Raw genomic sequence first — 18,233 nt, forward strand, 5'->3', positions numbered from 1 at the left:
GTGGCGTAGTATACGCAATCTTTCTACTAAACTCTATAAGCAAATAAGCTGTTTGCTTATTTATTAGCTTAACTTTAATTAAATTGAAATATCAATCTGATTAAAATCATGGTGGAGACTAGGAGAGTCGAACTCCTGACCTCCTGCGTGCAAAGCAGGCGCTCTACCAACTAAGCTAAGTCCCCAGCTTAAAATCATTTCGAATTGTACATTATCTTCTAGTCTTTGGTGGGTCTGACAAGACTTGAACTTGTGACCCCACGCTTATCAAGCGTGTGCTCTAACCAACTGAGCTACAGACCCTCAGATAATATACCGAAGAACAACTTGTTGTGGATTCTTACCAAGTCTCACCTTTTCGTTAAGGAGGTGATCCAGCCGCAGGTTCCCCTACGGCTACCTTGTTACGACTTCACCCCAGTCATTGGCCACACCGTGGTAAACGTCCTCCCGAGGGTTAGACTATCTACTTCTGGTGCAACAAACTCCCATGGTGTGACGGGCGGTGTGTACAAGGCCCGGGAACGTATTCACCGCGGCATTCTGATCCGCGATTACTAGCGATTCCGACTTCATGGAGTCGAGTTGCAGACTCCAATCCGGACTACGATCGGCTTTTTGAGATTAGCATCACATCGCTGTGTAGCAACCCTCTGTACCGACCATTGTAGCACGTGTGTAGCCCTGGCCGTAAGGGCCATGATGACTTGACGTCGTCCCCGCCTTCCTCCAGTTTGTCACTGGCAGTATCCTTAAAGTTCCCATCCGAAATGCTGGCAAGTAAGGAAAAGGGTTGCGCTCGTTGCGGGACTTAACCCAACATCTCACGACACGAGCTGACGACAGCCATGCAGCACCTGTATCTAAGTTCCCGAAGGCACCAATCTATCTCTAGAAAGTTCTTAGTATGTCAAGGCCAGGTAAGGTTCTTCGCGTTGCATCGAATTAAACCACATGCTCCACCGCTTGTGCGGGCCCCCGTCAATTCATTTGAGTTTTAGTCTTGCGACCGTACTCCCCAGGCGGTCTACTTATCGCGTTAGCTGCGCCACTAAGTCCTCAAAGGACCCAACGGCTAGTAGACATCGTTTACGGCATGGACTACCAGGGTATCTAATCCTGTTTGCTCCCCATGCTTTCGCACCTCAGTGTCAGTATTAGGCCAGAAGGCTGCCTTCGCCATCGGTATTCCTCCAGATCTCTACGCATTTCACCGCTACACCTGGAATTCTACCTTCCTCTCCTATACTCTAGCCACCCAGTATCGAATGCAATTCCCAAGTTAAGCTCGGGGATTTCACATTTGACTTAAATGGCCACCTACGCGCGCTTTACGCCCAGTAATTCCGATTAACGCTTGCACCCTCTGTATTACCGCGGCTGCTGGCACAGAGTTAGCCGGTGCTTATTCTGCGAGTAACGTCCACTTATCCTAGGTATTATCCAGGTAAGCCTCCTCCTCGCTTAAAGTGCTTTACAACCATAAGGCCTTCTTCACACACGCGGCATGGCTGGATCAGGCTTGCGCCCATTGTCCAATATTCCCCACTGCTGCCTCCCGTAGGAGTCTGGGCCGTGTCTCAGTCCCAGTGTGGCGGATCATCCTCTCAAACCCGCTACAGATCGTCGCCTTGGTAGGCCTTTACCCTACCAACTAGCTAATCCGACTTAGGCTCATCTATTAGCGCAAGGTCCGAAGATCCCCTGCTTTCCCCCGTAGGGCGTATGCGGTATTAGCGCTCCTTTCGGAACGTTGTCCCCCACTAATAGGCAGATTCCTAAGTATTACTCACCCGTCCGCCGCTAGGTCATGTAGCAAGCTACAATCCCCCGCTCGACTTGCATGTGTTAAGCCTGCCGCCAGCGTTCAATCTGAGCCATGATCAAACTCTTCAGTTAAAATCATTAATTCCTTAAGGGAATCAATCTGGCTCATTAATCACTAGCAAAAATATTCGCTCTCAAATAAATTTTCGAGTAAATTTCTACTTTTAATCAATGAATCTTAAATATATTCAGTGATCACTCAGTAAAAATCCACACAAGTTGTTCTTCAATTCTATTAATGATTCGCATCACTGATTCGTCATCAGCAAGCTAGGTCGGCTATATTACTCTCTTTTTAAAGAAAGTCAACTGTAATCTGAAAGATTTTTATCTTCTTAATCAAACCTAACTTTAATCAATCTAAGAACTAAATCTTAAACCAATCAACTAAGTTACTGTTTACTAAGAAGTTTCTTTCAACATCACCGCCGATGGATACGCATTATAGACCAATGCATCTCAAACGCAACCCCCTAATATCAATTACTTCAACATCCGTTTCTTTTTTATACGATATTGGCTTTAAAAAGCTTTTCTTGATGATTATATCAACAATTTTTAGTAAGATTTGTTGCTATTAATACACCACATGAGCCGATATATGTATTTTTTAAAGTTTCAAAAAATATTTCTGTGCTTATGTTTTGTACTTTTCCCTATGTGTAGCTCAGCCGTTTCTATAAAAAACTTTTATGAGCTTACATTCTCTATTTTAAGCTATGTAAAGTGGGATTCTGAAAACCAAATTTTTTGCATTTTAAACAATGAACAAGTTGCATCAAACTTTAGCAAATATGCTAGCGACAATCACTATAACTACAAAGTATACTCCGTATCAGATAAACACCTATCCAAATCACCCTGCAATATCATTTTCTTTACTTCTAATATTTCAGCACAGCAACAAAATATTTTATTAAGCAACAATTTAAAGTCTATTCCTATATCTTTTATTCTTGATAACAGTGATTGTGATGCCTCAATTATATTTTGTATTTATAGACGCAAAGATGATTTTACTTTTAATGTAAACTTAGATGCTCTCAGCCAATCACATATTCATATTGATCCTAGAGTTCTTTTATTAGTAAAGGAAACAAACTAATGAAAAACTCACAAATTACTTCTTTAAAGCATCTATTTCGAAAATCACAAGCTTTTGCAATATTTGCAATGGTATTTATATGTTTAATTACTTTTGTAATTCTCTCTATTTTTACAATGAGAACATATGTTCAACAGAACCTTACTTTATTAGGTAATACATTAAGTGAACGTATACAACCTGCTCTTGTATTTAAAGATGATGTTACTTTAAAACAAATTACACATGAATATACCGAAGGACATTCTATTCGCATTATTTATATCTTTGATCAGAATAATAACTTATTAGAAAGTAGCGCTTCTAACCCAAAACACTTTTCTGAACTAGAAAGCTTATTCAATCGTTGGTTTCTTAGTGATCCAGCAAGCTTCAAGGTTTATCATCAGTCCAAAAGTATTGGAAAAATTCAAATTTATGGTAGCTCTGATCAAGCACTTCAATTCCTACTCACAATATTCTTAGGTATTTTCATCTGCTTACTTTGTATGGCTCTTACTTTATGGGCGTCTACAAAGCTTACTTATAAGTTTATTATACAGTCTATCTCCCCTCTTACAAATATTGCCCAACTTGTAAGTAATCAAAAAGCATATAACTTACGCTTTCCTAACAGCCCTATCGAAGAATTTCAAAGCTTTAATACAACTTTTAATGAATTATTGTCTGAAATTCAAACATGGCATAACCAACTGCAACATGAAAACAAACAGCTTTCTCTACAAGTCAAACATGATCCTTTAACAAACCTCCCTAATCGTAGCTATTTCTATCAATCATTATTAAATATATTTAACTCTCCTTATGAAAGAAGTAGTTCTGCTTTACTTTTTATTGACAACAATAACTTTAAAGCCATTAACGACCAGTATGGACATCTAGCTGGGGATAATGTTCTTATTGAAATGTCACATAGATTAAAAGGCCGGCTCAGAGAAAATGATTTTATTGCTAGATTAGGTGGTGATGAATTTGCAGTAATTCTTAGGTCAATCCACCCTAAACATATCGAGAGAGTAGCTCAAGATTTAATTAATACTTGTGACACACCATTGATATTTAATGGTCATCAAATTTATTTTAGTTTTAGCATTGGTATTGCATTATCACTTTATGCAAGCAGTCCTGAAGATTTGATTAATCAAGCAGACCAAGCAATGTATAGAGCAAAAAAAGATATCAATCAAAGTAGTATTTAACCTAAGGCCATTATGTTTAAAAAGATGAAAAACCTATTACCTCTTATTATTTTACCTACGCTTCTATCGGGGTGTATAAACTTAGGTGGTGTAAACTACAAACAAGCACACATGCTAAAGAAGGAAGGATTTACATTAACAGATGAAGGATGGGCACTTGGCCTACCCAAGCGTATTCTTTTTAATTTTGATGATGCCAAACTTACTAAAGTGGATAGCGACAATATAAAAAACTTAGCTTACCAACTGAAACAATACCATTTAGAACACCTCAAAATTATCGGGCATGCTGATGATATCGGTAATGAACTATATAACATTAAACTTTCTAAACAACGTGCAGATCATGTTGCTGTCATTTTCTATAATAACGGCTTCAACACAGAAGATATTCAGACTATTGGTAAAGGCTCTAGCCAACCCTTCATACTAAAAAAAGACCGCACTAGTCGCGCAAGTAATCGTAGAGTTACTATCGTTATAGTACCTTAGCCTTTAGAGGAACAACTATTATTTATCATTCATAAATTCTAGGCAAAAAAAAACCGCATAAAGCGGATCTTCTTTTTTATTGGTCGGAGCAGTAGGATTCGAACCTACGACCCCCTGGTCCCAAACCAGGTGCACTACCAGGCTGTGCTATGCTCCGTAAATTGGGGTGAATGATGGGGCTCGAACCCACGACAACCGGAATCACAATCCGGGGCTCTACCAACTGAGCTACATCCACCGTAGTGCTTAAGTTCTACATTACCAGACAACTAATGGTGCGCCTGACAGGATTCGAACCTGTGACCATCCGCTTAGAAGGCGGATGCTCTATCCAACTGAGCTACAGGCGCATGACCGATGATAAAAATATCACGCGATACTTCCGCCGATTATTGGTCGGAGCAGTAGGATTCGAACCTACGACCCCCTGGTCCCAAACCAGGTGCACTACCAGGCTGTGCTATGCTCCGATTCATCTCAGCTTTTGTCGTATCGCACATCGTGCGGTACGGTGTGCATTCTAGGCTCGAAGTGATCTTTGGTCAAGCCCTATATTTAAAAAAAATGATTTTATACGACCAAGAGTCTATTTATTCATCATATTAGCTAAAAAAGCTTTATTTTTATACATTTTCAATGACTTATTTAAATTTAATACGTAGAACTTCCTATATTTCAGTCAGCTCTACGTATTATAGAAAATAATTATGAACGATAGTCTGCATTAATTTTTACATAATCATAAGAAAAATCACAGGTATATACCGTATCTGTTGCATCTCCGCGTCCTAGATGAACACGAATAATAATTTCAGGTTTAGACATAACTTTTACACCTGCTTCTTCAGTATATGAGTTTGCCACACCACCATTTTGGCAGAGTTGCACTTCATCTAGCCACACCTGAACTTTTTCAACATCTAGATCTTTAATATTTGCATAGCCAATTGCACAGAGTATACGGCCCCAATTCGGATCAGATGCAAATAGTGCAGTCTTTACTAATGGTGAATGTGCAATACTATAAGCAACATCGCAGCATTCTTGCGTATTTTTACCACCTTCAACTTTTACAGTAATAAACTTTGTTGCACCTTCGCCATCTCTAATAATTAGTTGAGCAAGACGTTTCATTACTCTAAATAGAATTTCTTTTACAACAGCATAACGAGGGTCCTGTTCATTCTGAATAGGTTCTCCCCCTGCTTGTCCTGTTGCTGCAAAAATACATGAATCATTCGTAGAGGTATCACCATCTACAGTAATACGGTTAAATGATTGATCAGCAGACTCTTTGAGTAATTTTTTTACAATTGTTTCAGAAATTGGCATATCTGTTGTTACAAAGCTGAGCATTGTCGCCATATTAGGACGAATCATGCCTGCCCCTTTACTAATACCTGTGATTGCATAGGAGATGCCATCAAATTCAAATATTTCTGAAGCACCTTTGGCAACAGTATCCGTGGTCATAATGCCATGTGCTGCATCATTCCAGGTTTGATCACACGGAAATGCTTTTGGCACAGCTTGGGTAATACGATCGATAGGAAGCTGCTCACCAATAACACCCGTTGAAAACGGTAAAATTTGGTTCGATGAAATGCCACTATTTTCTGCAACTGCATCACACATTTTCAAGGCATTTTCCATGCCTATAGATCCAGTGCCCGCATTTGCATTGCCTGTATTAATAACTAAATATCGAATATTACCCGTTTCTAGATTTTTTTTACTGACATGAACAGGTGCTGCACAGAATGCATTTTGCGTAAATATACCTGCAACATTTGTACCTTCTGCAAACTCAAAAATAACCAAATCACGTCGATTGGGATAGCGAACATATGCCTCTGTAACACCAATTTTAACCCCTTTTACCACATGCATATGTGGCATTGCGATATCACCAACAGCCATCGGATATTCCATCTATTTATCAATAAGAACTTCTAGCTTATTCAATATATTGTTAAAAATCGAGTCATTATTTTTATAAGTAAAGCAGATACAAAAAAACCAGTGAAAACACTGGTTTTTTTGTATCTGCTTTTATGTTTATGGCATATCTGCAAGTACTTTTGCAGCCTTATCTTGACTCTCTTTAGAAAGTGCAGGGTTCGCAGCAATAATACGATCTGCATTTGTGCTATTTGCCGCCGCAATTGCATCTGTTTGTAAAATGATAGAACGACCTTCAGTATTGCCTAATGTATAGCTAATACCTGTACGAGGGCTGATAATCGTTAGAGAGTTACCTTTTGACGATACTTCCGCTTGTTGAGGTCCAAGCGCCGCTTTCACATTTTTTACTGTTGTTGTAAATGGCTCAGTGCTTGTACCTGCTGCAAAGGCAAGCGCAGGCATAAGAAATGCTGAAAAAAGAAAGGTTTGTTTTATTTTGTTCATAGTTTTACCAATAGCTATCTATTTTTACCGTACTTTCAGAAAATTTTACTGTAAATTTAGCTTCTATCCTATGTTTACTTGATAAAAAAAGCAGAACTCTTGTTCTGCTTTTGTAAAAGATTAGATTTTTCCGTGACACTGCTTATACTTTAAGCCCGAACCACATGGGCATGGTGCATTACGACTTGTTGGAGGAACAACCTCAGGTTCGGCACTGTTTTGTTGCTCTTCTTCCGCAACTACTGTACCTGTTAAACCATCTACATTGTCATGTTCAAAAGACAGATTCATCGCATCTGCTTGCTGATGTTGTTGCGCCTCTAATGCTGCAACTTCTTCAGGAGATGGGACATGCACTGTAGAAAGGTCATTTACAACATCATTTTTTACGATGCCTAACATATTCACAAATAAGTTAAATGCTTCTTTCTTATACTCTTGCTCAGGATTCTTTTGTGCATAACCACGTAAATGAATACCCTGACGCAAATAATCCATTGCTGCTAGGTGATCTTTCCAATGACGATCAAGTGCATTTAACGTAAAGTGACGCTCTAACATTGCTGCTGACTCATCTCCCATTTGAGTACGACGATCACGATAGCGTGTAAGTACAGCATCTGAAATACGTTTAACTAATCCTTCTTCATCTAAACGGCGATCATCATCAAGCCATTGCTGAATTGGAAGCTCAATACCAAGATCAGTTTTTAGTGCCGTTTCTAATCCAACCACATCCCATTGGTCATGAATAGATTCTGGTGGAATAAAGTTTGCAATAAAACCTTGCATCACTTCTTCATGCATTTCTTCGATATAATCTTGTAAAGAACTCTCAGCTAAAATTTCATCACGCTGAGAGTAAATAATTTTACGTTGCTCATTATTTACATCATCATATTTCAGAAGATTTTTACGAATATCGAAGTTACGTGCCTCAACTTTACGTTGCGCATTTTCAATAGAACGACTTACCATTTTATGTTCAATGGCTTCATCTTCTTTTAACCCCATCGCACGCATCATGCCAATCACACGATCACCCGCAAAGATACGCATCAAGTCATCTTCTAAAGATAAGTAAAAGCGCGATACACCTGGGTCACCTTGACGGCCTGCACGACCACGTAATTGGTTATCGATACGGCGTGACTCATGTCTTTCCGAACCAATAATATGGAGACCACCTGCATTTAAGACAGCTTCGTGGTCATGTTGCCATTCTTCTTTTAAACGCTTCTCATCTGCTTCAGTTGGATTTTCAATTTTTGCAAGTTTTGCTTTCCAGTTACCACCAAGCAGAATATCTGTACCACGTCCTGCCATATTTGTTGCAATGGTTACCGAACCTGGGCTACCTGCTTGTGCAATAATATCTGCTTCACGCTCATGCTGTTTTGCATTAAGCACTTCATGTACAATTCCAGCTTGATTAAGTTTGTGTGCAAGCACTTCACTGGCTTCAATTGTTGCCGTACCTACTAAAATAGGTGCACGCGTCTCTTGAATTCGCTTAATTTCTGCCACAATCGCATCATATTTTCCATTTCTATTTAAGAAAATAAGGTCATTATGATCTTTACGAACCATTGGACGATGCGTTGGAATAAGTACAACATCTAGCCCATAAATCTCCTTCATTTCTGAAGCTTCAGTATCGGCAGTACCTGTCATTCCCGATAATTTTTTATACAGACGGAAATAGTTTTGGAATGTTGTTGTTGCAAGTGTTTGGTTTTCAGGCTGAATTTCTAAGTTTTCTTTTGCTTCAACCGCTTGGTGTAACCCTTCAGACCAACGGCGACCTGGCATGGTACGCCCTGTATGCTCATCAACAATGACCACTTCACCATCATGAATAATATAATGTACATCTCTTTGGAAAAGAAAATGTGCACGAATAGCTGCAGATACATGGTGAACGAGATTTAGGTTAGTTGCAGAATAAAGGCTATCACCTTCTTCTAATAAACCTAATGCAATTAACTCTTTTTCTACCTTTTCATAGCCAATCTCTGTCATCTCAACAGAACGTTGCTTTTCATCAATCCAAAAATGACCACCATCAGCCACTTTCTCTTCTTTTTGTGGATGTAATTTTGGTGCAATTGCATTGATAGCAGCATAAAGCTGAGAAGAATCCTCACTTTGCCCTGAAATAATTAATGGTGTTCGCGCTTCATCAATTAAGATCGAGTCGACTTCATCAATAATGGCATACGATAGACCACGCTGTTTTTTCTCTGCAAGTGAGAAAACCATATTATCTCTAAGATAGTCAAAGCCAAACTCATTGTTTGTGCCGTAGGTAATATCTGCTTTATATGCTTGAGCCTTTTCGTCTGGCGCTTGCATTGAGTAAATCGTTCCCACTGTTAAGTCTAAAAACTCAAATAGTGGACGGTTTAGTTCAGCATCACGTTGTGCAAGATAGTCGTTAACGGTAATAACATGTACGCCTTCCCCACTTAATGCATTTAAATAACATGCCAACGTACCCATGAGGGTTTTACCCTCACCTGTACGCATTTCAGCGATTTTTCCTTCATGTAAGGTAATACCACCAATAAGCTGCACATCGTAGTGGCGCATGCCCATGATACGTTTACCTGCTTCACGACAAACAGCAAAAGCTTCAGGAAGTAGTGCATCCAAGCTTGTTCCTGACTGGTATCTTTCTTTAAATTCTTGAGTCTTTGCAGATAGCTCTGTATCGCTAAGCGCAGATATCGTCGGTTCAAGCGCATTTATTTTATCTACAATTTTACGCATGCGTTTGAGCTCACGCTCATTTTTAGTACCGAAGATGCCTCCGATCAGACTTCCCAACATGAATAAGCTCTCTAATTTTTGCTAGTCAAAAATGAAATAAATTTTAATTAGTAGTTATTATGGTGCTAGATTTTTGAAGTACAAGTTTTTTGAACAAAAACTCTTAAATTTTTACTTCAACTACCATCATTTATTGGTATTTCTTTAAAAAAACAACATGAATTTATGAATACATAAGATATAGAAAGCAAAAATGAAGATTTGGATATTTCTATTTTTGGGCGATATTAGATATGAGATTTTATAATATTTAAGAGAAATAAAATGACCTTACGCTTAGGTGATACAGCACCAGACTTTACTCAAGAATCTACAAAAGGCAACATTCACTTTCATGAGTATTTAGGAAATCATTGGGGAATCTTATTTTCACACCCAGCTGATTACACGCCTGTTTGTACGACAGAGCTTGGCTATACAGCAAAGTTGACAGATGAATTTGCAAAGAGAAATGTCAAAGCAATTGCCCTTTCTATAGATAATCTGGCATCTCATGAAGGGTGGATCAATGATATTAATGAAACACAAAAAACGATTGTAGATTTTCCTATTTTGGCAGATCAAGATCGTAAAGTTTCTGAACTATATGATTTCATTCACCCTAATGCGAGTGAAACGACAACCGTACGCTCATTAGTTATTATTGACCCAAATAAAAAAGTTCGTTTAATTATTACTTATCCAGCATCAACAGGTCGTAACTTCAATGAAGTTTTACGTGTTATAGACTCATTACAACTCACGGACAACTATAAAGTAGCAACACCAGCAAATTGGCAACAAGGCGATGATGTCGTCATTCTTCCTTCAATTAAAGATGAGAGTGAACTTCAAGCCAAATTCCCTCAAGGCTATACAGTCATTAAACCTTATTTGCGTACAACACCCCAACCAGATAAAAAGTAATTAAAAATAAAAAAGCCTACTCTAAAGTAGGCTTTAATCTATTAACGCTGATCTAAAGGCACCCATTCAATTACCCAAGCATTATGCATACCTAAGCTTGAATCACTCTGTACCTTTTTACGCATTGCATCTGCAGCATCTTTATCTTTTACAGGACCAACCATAATACGAATACCTTTTGAGGTTGGGCTAGCAGTAATTTTATAACCTTTCGCACGCAATTTTGACACGATAGCATCCGCATTGGCTTGGTTTGCTGCAAGTGCAACTTGTACCATCCACTTTTTATGCGCTTGCTGCTGTGTTTTCTTACTGTCTTCAGCATCGTCATTGTCATCGTCGCTATCCATAATTTTACGCGCACGTGCTGTTTCAGACTTCTTAGACTCCTGATCTACTTTATGCTTTGCATCACTATCGGCCTTTTTCTTTAGCTCTTCAGCATGATGTTGTTTCTGCTCTTGCTCAGCTTTCTTTTTCGCTGCCAAATGCTCTTCATGCTGTTTTTTATCTAGCTCTGCTTTTTTCTTTGCTTCTGCCTGACGCTTTGCTTCTAATTCATTTGTACGCTTTTCAGCAAGGTCTGCTGCTGCCTGTTTTCTTTCGGCAGCCTCTGCTTGACGTTTAACATCTGCATCTGCTTTTTTCTTTGCAGCGAGTAATGCCGCTTGACGTTTAACATCTGCATCTGCTGAAGCAACATCACTTGCACCTTTAGCTTTCGCAGCAGTATTAGCAACCTCTGGCGGAATATCTGCACTTTCCTGTTCTTTAATACGGCGTGCATTAATTTCAGCATACTCTTCAGCTGCTTTTTTCGCTGCTGCTGCTTCTGCCTGCTGTTGCTGAATCAAATATTGTTGTGTTTTGGCTTCTTGCTCTGCAACTGCTCGTTCGCGTGCTCTTTTTTGTTCTTCAAGCAACCTTTTTTCTGTTTCAACATCTACAGTGACCGGCTGCAAAGACTGCATCTCCCCCATTTTAGGCTGAGATGAAGTCGACTGCTTTACTTGTTGTGTATTGGGTTGAGTTTGAACATCGGGTTTATTCCCTTTTAACTCATTGGCACCTTTTAATAGTAAAGCGCCTAGTAGAACGCCACCACCTAATAAAACAACACCGCCCATCCAGCGCTGTTTGTTATTCATGGACATGACTCAATATACTCCCAAACCGCTTCTAATGTATGAAACGAACCACAAACTAAAATTATTTGATGATCTTGAGCATTATTTAATGCAGATTGAAACGCATCTGCAATTGTTTTAAATTGTTGGACGTCTTCATCTTTTATTGCATTATAAATATTCTCAAGCTTTGCAGCTCGTGGTGCATCTAGTGCTGCAATTTTCCACAAACTTACCACAGGTTTCAACAATATTGTCACAGTTTCAATATCTTTATCTGCGAGCATCGAGAAAACTGTCACTACATCGGTGTACTGTGTATTGCATTGTTGGAATTTATGCAATTGATTTAACAAAAACTCTACACCATGTGGATTGTGACCTGCATCAAAAACCACCATTTTATTTTTAATTTTTCTTACTTCAAAACGCCCTGCTATTTTTGCCTGTTCTACACCGACTTTTATTGCAGTATCCGATACATTAAGTCCACTTAATGCCACAGCAGCGACAGCAGTTGAAATATTTTCTATTGCTAAGTTACCCTTAGGTAACGTTAAAGTTACACCTGAACTTGAAAACACCCAATGGTCAGAGTTTTCTTGATAAAAGTAATCACGATTTAGAACATGTAATATGGCATTTTCTTTTTCTGCTTTTTGTATAATTGCCTTTGGTAAAGCTTGCTGTCCTGCAAATACAACTGGAATATTTGTACGAATAATGCCTGCTTTTTCAAAGGCTATTTTTTCAATGGTATCACCTAACCAATCTATATGATCAAGACCGATATTAGTAATCACTGCAAGATCAGGATCTATGATATTAACAACATCTAAACGCCCACCTAGTCCAACCTCAAGCACCCATACATCACATTCTCTTTGCGCAAAAATTAAAAATGCAGCCAATGTCGTTGCTTCAAAGAAAGAAAGACTTAAGCCACATTCACGACGTGCTTGGTCTACTTTTACAAATGCTTCAATGAGTTCTGAATCAGTTGATTCCTCACCCGAAATTTTCACACGCTCATTAAAGTGATAGATATGAGGAGACTGATATAAACCAACACGATATCCTGCTTGGTTTAAAATAGATGAAATGGTCGTGGTTGTCGAACCTTTCCCATTTGTTCCAGCAACGGTAATTATTTTTGCTTTAGGTGTTAAAACTTGCAGCTTTTCAGCAACAGGGAGAACTCGCTCTAAACCAAGATCAATCCCTGTAACATGAACACGGCCCCAATAGTTGAGCCATGTCATTAAATCATCTGTTTTTAAAGGCGCAGTTATGTTCAATTTACATTCATCAGTTTACTTATAATTCTGTATACAGTATCACGTAATGAATGACGATGAACAATTTGATCGACCACACCATGATCAAGCAAATATTCAGCGCGCTGGAATGGCTCATCTAATTTTTCGCGGACAGTTTGCTCAATAACACGTTTACCAGCAAACCCAATCATTGCCTTAGGTTCTGCTAAATGAACATCACCTAACATTGCCAATGATGCTGTTACACCACCGTACACAGGGTGTGTTAAGACAACAATATAAGGTAAGCGAGCAGCTTTGAGTTTTTCAATTGCAGCAGATGTTCTTGCCATTTGCATTAATGACAGCATTCCTTCTTGCATACGCGCGCCACCTGATGCAGCAAAACAAACTAACGGCTGTTTCTTCGCGATTGCACTTTCAGCAGCTTCTACAAATCGGTCTCCAACAACCGTACCCATAGAACCACCCATAAAATCAAACTCAAATGCACAAGCAGTTACAGGTAAACCTTTAAGTAAACCTTGCAGTACAACCAATGCTTCCGTCTCGTTTGTTTTCTTTTGTGCTTCAGTCATACGCTGTGTATATGGCTTACTATCGACAAATTTTAGAGGATCTTTCGCAACAAACTGTTGACCTAACTCACCTTCAACTTGGTCGAAGAACCAATTTAAGCGCTCACGTGCTTTCATACGCAAGTGTTCATCACATTGTGGACAAACATAAGCATTAAATGCGATTGCAGTACGTGTGGTTAACGCATGACATTCAGGACACTCAACCGTCGGCTCAGTAAAACTAGACTTCAATGTTTCTTGAGCATCGGGTACATGAATACCTGGCACTGGACGATCTGTCCATGGCGTTACAGGACTTAATACTTTAGCAGGTTTAACGTCTTGACTCATATTTAGTTATCGAGCGCTGCTCGAAGCTCCTTGATTTTACTCACTGTTTGTTCCGCAGCTTGTTCCACAGGTAAAGTTGCAAATGGTTTTACCAATGCACTGCCAACAATGACAGCATCGGCAACAGCAGCCATCGCTTTTGCTGATGTTGCATCATTAATACCAAAACCTACACCTACAGGAACATCTGTGCTCTGCTTAATTTTTGCGATGCGCTCTGCTGCTTCACTGACATTTAATGTAGCTGCACCAGTTACACCTTTTAAAGACACATAATAAATAAAGCCACTTGCTTGTTTAATTACATGTTGAATACGATCATCTTTAGATGTTGGTGCAAGTAAAAAAATCTGATTTAAATCATAGCGGTTAAGAACTTGATTAAAATCGTGGGCTTCTTCAGGCGGCAAGTCGACAAGTAAAATGCCATCGACACCACTTGCATGTGCCTGTGCAACAAATTTTTCATAACCGATGACTTCAACAGGGTTTAGATATCCCATTAAGACTACAGGCGTCTGAGTATCTTTTTCACGGAACTCTTTTACCATATCAAGTACATTCAGCGTATTTGTTCCACCAGCTAAGGCTCTCTCTGCAGCAAGTGCAATTACAGGGCCATCGGCCATCGGATCTGAGAAAGGAAGGCCAAGCTCAACAACGTCTACACCAGCATCTACCATACGATGCAATAATGGCACTGTTACTTCTGGATGTGGATCGCCAGCCATCACATATGAAATGAGTGCTTTACGTTGCTGAGATTTAAGCTGTTCAAAACGTCTAGCTAAACGATTCATAAGTCTTTCTTCCTTGCATGATAAAATAGAGTGATTTTATATATAAAACCACACAAGCAACTCATTGTAACGCTATTTTTTACGCATTGCACAACATCAAAAATATACTCACCATATTCAATGATATTGAATATTTTTTCGTGCTACATTAATCAATATTTATGACTTTTTCTCAATGATCAAAGGTATCTTTTTTTATTCATTTATTCGCTAACAGCACTCTAGATATACACCATATTTTTTTATTTTTTTATTTTATAACAGTATGTTATAAAAATAATATAATCATTATGGAAATAGCAAAATACAACCTTACTTAAAGCTAGAGTAAACTATTTATTATCAAAAATATAAAATATAGATATTATATTAAAGACCAGGTATTTCACTGATCTTTATATGCAACCTAGAATAATGCTTTCACCGACTCAGGAATGACTCTCTTTTTCCCTTCTAAATCTACAGCAACAAAAGTGAATAATCCTGCTGTAACTTGCTTTGCGGGGCGAGATTCATCATGGCTATTCCATACCTCAATTTGTATTTGTATTGATGTACTGCCAACTTTAAGAATCTTCGTATAACAGCTAATTACATCACCGACTTTAACTGGTACAAGAAAAGACATTTGATTAATTGCTATTGTTGCACACCGTCCCTTACTAAACCTTTCAGCATGAATTGCACCTGCCAAATCCATTTGTGAAACAATCCATCCACCAAAAACATCCCCACTCCAATTGGTATCCGCAGGCATAGCTATTGTCTGTAGCGATAATGTTCCATCAGGTTTATTAACTTGCTGTTGCATATTCACCTCATATTTTTAGTAAATTTTCATCAACCCATTGTTTTAACTGAGGTGCTCTTAATGCACCACTTACTCTCGCAATTTCAGTTGTTTTATTCATTAAAACCACTGTAGGTAAACTTCGAATATTGAATGCTTGAGTAAGTTTAGGGTTTTGCTCTGTATCTATCTTAGCAAATAAAACATGATGATATTGCTCTGCAACTTGTGCAAAATGAGGAGCCATCATCTTACATGGTCCACACCAATCTGCCCATAGATCAATAACAATCGGTAGATCATGGTATTGAATAAACACACTAAAATTTTGTTCATTGAGAATAATAGGTTCCTGGTACTAGAGATTCCTGACACTGACCACACTGTGGCTTTTCAGTCAATTTATTTTCAGGCACTCTATTTTTTGCACTGCATTTTGAGCAAACAAGAATCATATTTTCAACCTAGTTTTATATATATTCTCATTTTGAAGTGATTCCTTTGAGCTGTAAACATTCCGTCATAAGATATGGTATAAAGATAACAAAGATCTTAACTATATTATGGAGAATACAATGAGTAATCCAGTAAGTTTTGCAGGGCAAATTGGACCTGAACATGTTCAACAGGTTGTTGATAAAGGCTTTAAATCTGTCATTAACAATAGACCAGATCTTGAGGGTGGTTCTGACCAACCAACGAGTGCACAAATTGAAGATGCTGCTCGTAATGTAGGTTTAGACTATGTTTATCAACCTATTATTTCAGGTCAAATCACTGAATTAGATGTTCGTGAGTTTGCTAACCATTACAATGAATTACCAAAACCTATTTTAATGTTTTGCCGTACAGGAAATCGGGCAAATAGCCTATATCAAATTGCAAAACAAATGGACTTACTAGACGATGAAGAATAACTAACTAAGATTCAAGCTATGTCATGACTTAAATGGCATAGCAATCACCTATGTAAAGAAATGCAATATTTAAAGAAATAAACAATATAATTAGCTATATTTTAACCATCAATATATAAATGAATAAGAATGATGGTCTACGACATTATAATTATAGGTGCAGGCACAGCTGGAATAAGTGCATATAAAGAAGCAATCAAGCATACAAATAATATTCTAATTATTAACCAAGGACCATGGGATACAACATGTGCACGTGTTGGATGCATGCCTAGTAAACTCCTTATTTCTAGTGCGAATCAACTTCATGATGCTAAAACTTTAGATAAAGTAGGCATTCAGTCGAGTATTTATATAGATACGTCAAAAGTTATGCAACGTGTCAGAAAATATCGCGATCAATTTACAGCATCAGTTATGAAAGATGTTAACTCATGGGAAAAAAGCCATAAGATTAATGGTAAAGCATGTTTTATTGATGCAACAACAATCGAAGTAAATGGCAAACAATATACGTCCAAGTCATTTATTATTGCTGTAGGCTCTACACCAAGAGAAAATAAAGTATGGGAGGATGATCTTGGAGATTTGTTACTTACTTCCGATACTATTTTTGAGCTCTCATCTTTGCCGAAATCAATCGCTATTATAGGTAGTGGCGCTATTGCCACTGAGCTTGCACAAGCACTTTATAACTTAGATGTAAAAGTTCATATTTTTACGAGAAGTAAGCACATTGCGATCGCAACAAGTCCCAAAATACAAATGCTCATTCAAGATGAACTTAGTCAAAAATTAAATGTTTTTTTTGAGACAACACCAACACTAAAAAAGATAAACAATCAAATTTCAATAAATTATTTAGATAACTCAAATAAAGAACAAAAATTATGTGTTGACTATGTATTGAATGCTACAGGTAGAACATCTTTATTAAAAACACTGCAATTAAACAATATTGATCCAAACTTTCACAAAATTGAAAATCTACCAATTGCTAAAGATACAAAACAGCTCGCTAATTTACCATTTTTTGTTATTGGAGATGCATATACAAATACGCCAGTTCAGCACGAAGCAAGCCATGAAGGAAAAGTGGCTGTAAAAAATTGCTTAAGCTATCCAGATATTACTGCTAAAAAAAACTATCCTCCTCTTTCTATTGTCTTTTCATCTCCAGAGATTGCAATAGTTGGACAGTCATATCAACAACTCAAAGAAGCGAAACAAGAGTTTACTGTTGGTTTTGCCTCATATGCGAACCAAGGAAGAGCAACAGTACTTGGGAAAAATATTGGTGGTATCGAAATTTATATTGATAATGAAACACATAAATTTCTTGGCTCAGAAATATATGTGACCCAAGGCGAGCATTTGGCTCACCTTTTAGCATGGAGTCTGGCAGAAAATATAACTTTAGAACAACTTCTCAGCAGACCCTTTTATCATCCTACACTTGAGGAAGGACTTCGGACAGCTTTAAGAGATGCTATGTACCAATTGCATGAGGAATAAATTCTTCCATAAAAAAAGCCTCCCATTAGGGAGGCTTTAGAATTAAATGCTGGCGATGACTTACTCTCACATGGGTAACCCCACACTACCATCAGCGCTAAGAGGTTTCACTTCTGAGTTCGG

The 18,233-nt window shown here is 38.2% G+C and carries 14 protein-coding genes, 6 tRNA genes, 2 rRNA genes and 1 pseudogene; 6 read left to right on the plus strand and 17 right to left on the minus strand.

The features are described from left to right. Positions 1 to 109: 109 nt before the first annotated feature. The 3 genes from P256_RS06160 to P256_RS06170 form a co-directional block, all read right to left on the minus strand. A tRNA-Ala gene (locus P256_RS06160) sits at positions 110 to 185 on the minus strand. 41 nt (positions 186 to 226) lie between these two features. Beyond that, positions 227 to 303, minus strand: a tRNA-Ile gene (locus tag P256_RS06165). 59 nt (positions 304 to 362) lie between these two features. Then, positions 363 to 1,899: ribosomal RNA gene (locus tag P256_RS06170) — 16S ribosomal RNA — on the minus strand. 586 nt (positions 1,900 to 2,485) lie between these two features. On the opposite strand from P256_RS06170, the gene P256_RS13510 reads away from it, so the two are divergent. The 3 genes from P256_RS13510 to P256_RS06185 are packed head-to-tail and all read left to right on the plus strand — an operon-like array spanning position 2,486 to position 4,623. Then, positions 2,486 to 2,932 (plus strand): regulatory sequestration protein YfiR, encoded by a 447-nt coding sequence (locus tag P256_RS13510; protein ID WP_040331883.1) that lies wholly within the window; start codon positions 2,486 to 2,488, stop codon positions 2,930 to 2,932. Then, entirely contained in the window at positions 2,932 to 4,131 is a 1,200-nt protein-coding gene (locus P256_RS06180; protein WP_023272832.1) for a diguanylate cyclase DgcN/YfiN, read from the plus strand. The genes P256_RS13510 and P256_RS06180 overlap by 1 nt, the downstream gene beginning before the upstream one ends. 24 nt (positions 4,132 to 4,155) lie before the next feature. Beyond that, complete coding sequence (locus P256_RS06185; protein ID WP_228130232.1) at positions 4,156 to 4,623, plus strand: outer membrane lipoprotein YfiB; 468 nt, start codon at positions 4,156 to 4,158, stop codon at positions 4,621 to 4,623. Between the two features lie 80 nt (positions 4,624 to 4,703). On the opposite strand, the gene P256_RS06190 is transcribed toward P256_RS06185, so the two are convergent. The 7 genes from P256_RS06190 to secA form a co-directional block, all read right to left on the minus strand. Then, a tRNA-Pro gene (locus P256_RS06190) sits at positions 4,704 to 4,780 on the minus strand. Positions 4,781 to 4,785: 5 nt separating this feature from the next. Further along, positions 4,786 to 4,861, minus strand: a tRNA-His gene (locus P256_RS06195). A 35-nt stretch (positions 4,862 to 4,896) separates the two neighbouring features. After that, a tRNA-Arg gene (locus P256_RS06200) sits at positions 4,897 to 4,973 on the minus strand. Positions 4,974 to 5,016: 43 nt separating this feature from the next. Beyond that, a tRNA-Pro gene (locus P256_RS06205) sits at positions 5,017 to 5,093 on the minus strand. Between the two features lie 235 nt (positions 5,094 to 5,328). Beyond that, positions 5,329 to 6,543: a bifunctional glutamate N-acetyltransferase/amino-acid acetyltransferase ArgJ gene (gene argJ / locus P256_RS06210; protein WP_023272834.1), complete on the minus strand. Its 1,215-nt coding sequence runs from the start codon at positions 6,541 to 6,543 to the stop codon at positions 5,329 to 5,331. Between the two features lie 138 nt (positions 6,544 to 6,681). Continuing rightward, positions 6,682 to 7,032: a hypothetical protein gene (locus tag P256_RS06215; protein ID WP_051353565.1), complete on the minus strand. Its 351-nt coding sequence runs from the start codon at positions 7,030 to 7,032 to the stop codon at positions 6,682 to 6,684. A gap of 120 nt (positions 7,033 to 7,152) precedes the next feature. Continuing rightward, positions 7,153 to 9,864 carry a preprotein translocase subunit SecA gene (gene secA, locus P256_RS06220; protein ID WP_023272836.1) on the minus strand — a complete coding sequence of 904 codons (2,712 nt, stop codon included), beginning with the start codon at positions 9,862 to 9,864 and terminating at the stop codon, positions 7,153 to 7,155. A 264-nt stretch (positions 9,865 to 10,128) separates the two neighbouring features. Here secA and P256_RS06225 point away from each other — a divergent pair, with 264 nt between their 5' ends. Further along, positions 10,129 to 10,770, plus strand: a complete 642-nt coding sequence (locus P256_RS06225) for a peroxiredoxin (RefSeq protein ID WP_023272837.1) — start codon at positions 10,129 to 10,131, stop codon at positions 10,768 to 10,770. 41 nt (positions 10,771 to 10,811) lie between these two features. Here the strand turns inward: P256_RS06225 and P256_RS06230 are convergent, their stop codons facing one another. From P256_RS06230 to trxC, 6 genes and pseudogenes are all read right to left on the minus strand, one after another. After that, entirely contained in the window at positions 10,812 to 11,924 is a 1,113-nt protein-coding gene (locus P256_RS06230) for an SPOR domain-containing protein (RefSeq protein WP_081401741.1), read from the minus strand. Beyond that, entirely contained in the window at positions 11,915 to 13,195 is a 1,281-nt protein-coding gene (gene folC / locus P256_RS06235) for a bifunctional tetrahydrofolate synthase/dihydrofolate synthase (RefSeq protein ID WP_040331881.1), read from the minus strand. Before folC ends, P256_RS06230 begins: the two co-directional genes overlap by 10 nt. Next, a complete protein-coding gene (accD, locus tag P256_RS06240; protein ID WP_023272840.1) occupies positions 13,192 to 14,088 on the minus strand; it encodes an acetyl-CoA carboxylase, carboxyltransferase subunit beta in 897 nt (298 codons plus the stop codon). Before accD ends, folC begins: the two co-directional genes overlap by 4 nt. 2 nt (positions 14,089 to 14,090) lie before the next feature. Continuing rightward, entirely contained in the window at positions 14,091 to 14,888 is a 798-nt protein-coding gene (gene trpA / locus P256_RS06245) for a tryptophan synthase subunit alpha (RefSeq protein ID WP_023272841.1), read from the minus strand. 406 nt (positions 14,889 to 15,294) lie between these two features. Beyond that, positions 15,295 to 15,699 carry an acyl-CoA thioesterase gene (locus P256_RS06250; RefSeq protein WP_023272842.1) on the minus strand — a complete coding sequence of 135 codons (405 nt, stop codon included), beginning with the start codon at positions 15,697 to 15,699 and terminating at the stop codon, positions 15,295 to 15,297. A 7-nt stretch (positions 15,700 to 15,706) separates the two neighbouring features. Next, positions 15,707 to 16,133: pseudogene (trxC, locus tag P256_RS06255) on the minus strand (thioredoxin TrxC). A 120-nt stretch (positions 16,134 to 16,253) separates the two neighbouring features. On the opposite strand from trxC, the gene P256_RS06260 reads away from it, so the two are divergent. Then, positions 16,254 to 16,595, plus strand: a complete 342-nt coding sequence (locus P256_RS06260; protein ID WP_023272844.1) for a protein tyrosine phosphatase family protein — start codon at positions 16,254 to 16,256, stop codon at positions 16,593 to 16,595. A gap of 132 nt (positions 16,596 to 16,727) precedes the next feature. Then, positions 16,728 to 18,110, plus strand: a complete 1,383-nt coding sequence (locus tag P256_RS06265; protein ID WP_040331885.1) for a dihydrolipoyl dehydrogenase — start codon at positions 16,728 to 16,730, stop codon at positions 18,108 to 18,110. 47 nt (positions 18,111 to 18,157) lie between these two features. Here P256_RS06265 and rrf read toward each other — a convergent pair. Continuing rightward, a 5S ribosomal RNA gene (gene rrf / locus P256_RS13555) occupies positions 18,158 to 18,233 on the minus strand; the annotation flags it as partial.

Origin of the sequence: Acinetobacter nectaris CIP 110549 (genome assembly GCF_000488215.1) — a bacterium.
Taxonomy (GTDB): Bacteria; Pseudomonadota; Gammaproteobacteria; order Pseudomonadales; family Moraxellaceae; genus Acinetobacter; species Acinetobacter nectaris.

Excerpts from the sequence above, each read along its gene's own strand:
- P256_RS06250 (WP_023272842.1), bottom strand. The coding sequence starts at position 15,699 with ATGCAACAGCAAGTTAATAAACCTGATGGAACATTATCGCTACAGACA.
- argJ (WP_023272834.1), bottom strand. The coding sequence starts at position 6,543 with ATGGCTGTTGGTGATATCGCAATGCCACATATGCATGTGGTAAAAGGG.
- secA (WP_023272836.1), bottom strand. The coding sequence starts at position 9,864 with ATGTTGGGAAGTCTGATCGGAGGCATCTTCGGTACTAAAAATGAGCGT.
- P256_RS06180 (WP_023272832.1), top strand. The coding sequence starts at position 2,932 with ATGAAAAACTCACAAATTACTTCTTTAAAGCATCTATTTCGAAAATCA.
- P256_RS06185 (WP_228130232.1), top strand. The coding sequence starts at position 4,156 with ATGAAAAACCTATTACCTCTTATTATTTTACCTACGCTTCTATCGGGG.
- trpA (WP_023272841.1), bottom strand. The coding sequence starts at position 14,888 with ATGAATCGTTTAGCTAGACGTTTTGAACAGCTTAAATCTCAGCAACGT.
- P256_RS13510 (WP_040331883.1), top strand. The coding sequence starts at position 2,486 with ATGTGTAGCTCAGCCGTTTCTATAAAAAACTTTTATGAGCTTACATTC.
- P256_RS06230 (WP_081401741.1), bottom strand. The coding sequence starts at position 11,924 with ATGTCCATGAATAACAAACAGCGCTGGATGGGCGGTGTTGTTTTATTA.
- P256_RS06215 (WP_051353565.1), bottom strand. The coding sequence starts at position 7,032 with ATGAACAAAATAAAACAAACCTTTCTTTTTTCAGCATTTCTTATGCCT.
- P256_RS06260 (WP_023272844.1), top strand. The coding sequence starts at position 16,254 with ATGAGTAATCCAGTAAGTTTTGCAGGGCAAATTGGACCTGAACATGTT.
- P256_RS06265 (WP_040331885.1), top strand. The coding sequence starts at position 16,728 with ATGGTCTACGACATTATAATTATAGGTGCAGGCACAGCTGGAATAAGT.
- P256_RS06225 (WP_023272837.1), top strand. The coding sequence starts at position 10,129 with ATGACCTTACGCTTAGGTGATACAGCACCAGACTTTACTCAAGAATCT.
- accD (WP_023272840.1), bottom strand. The coding sequence starts at position 14,088 with ATGAGTCAAGACGTTAAACCTGCTAAAGTATTAAGTCCTGTAACGCCA.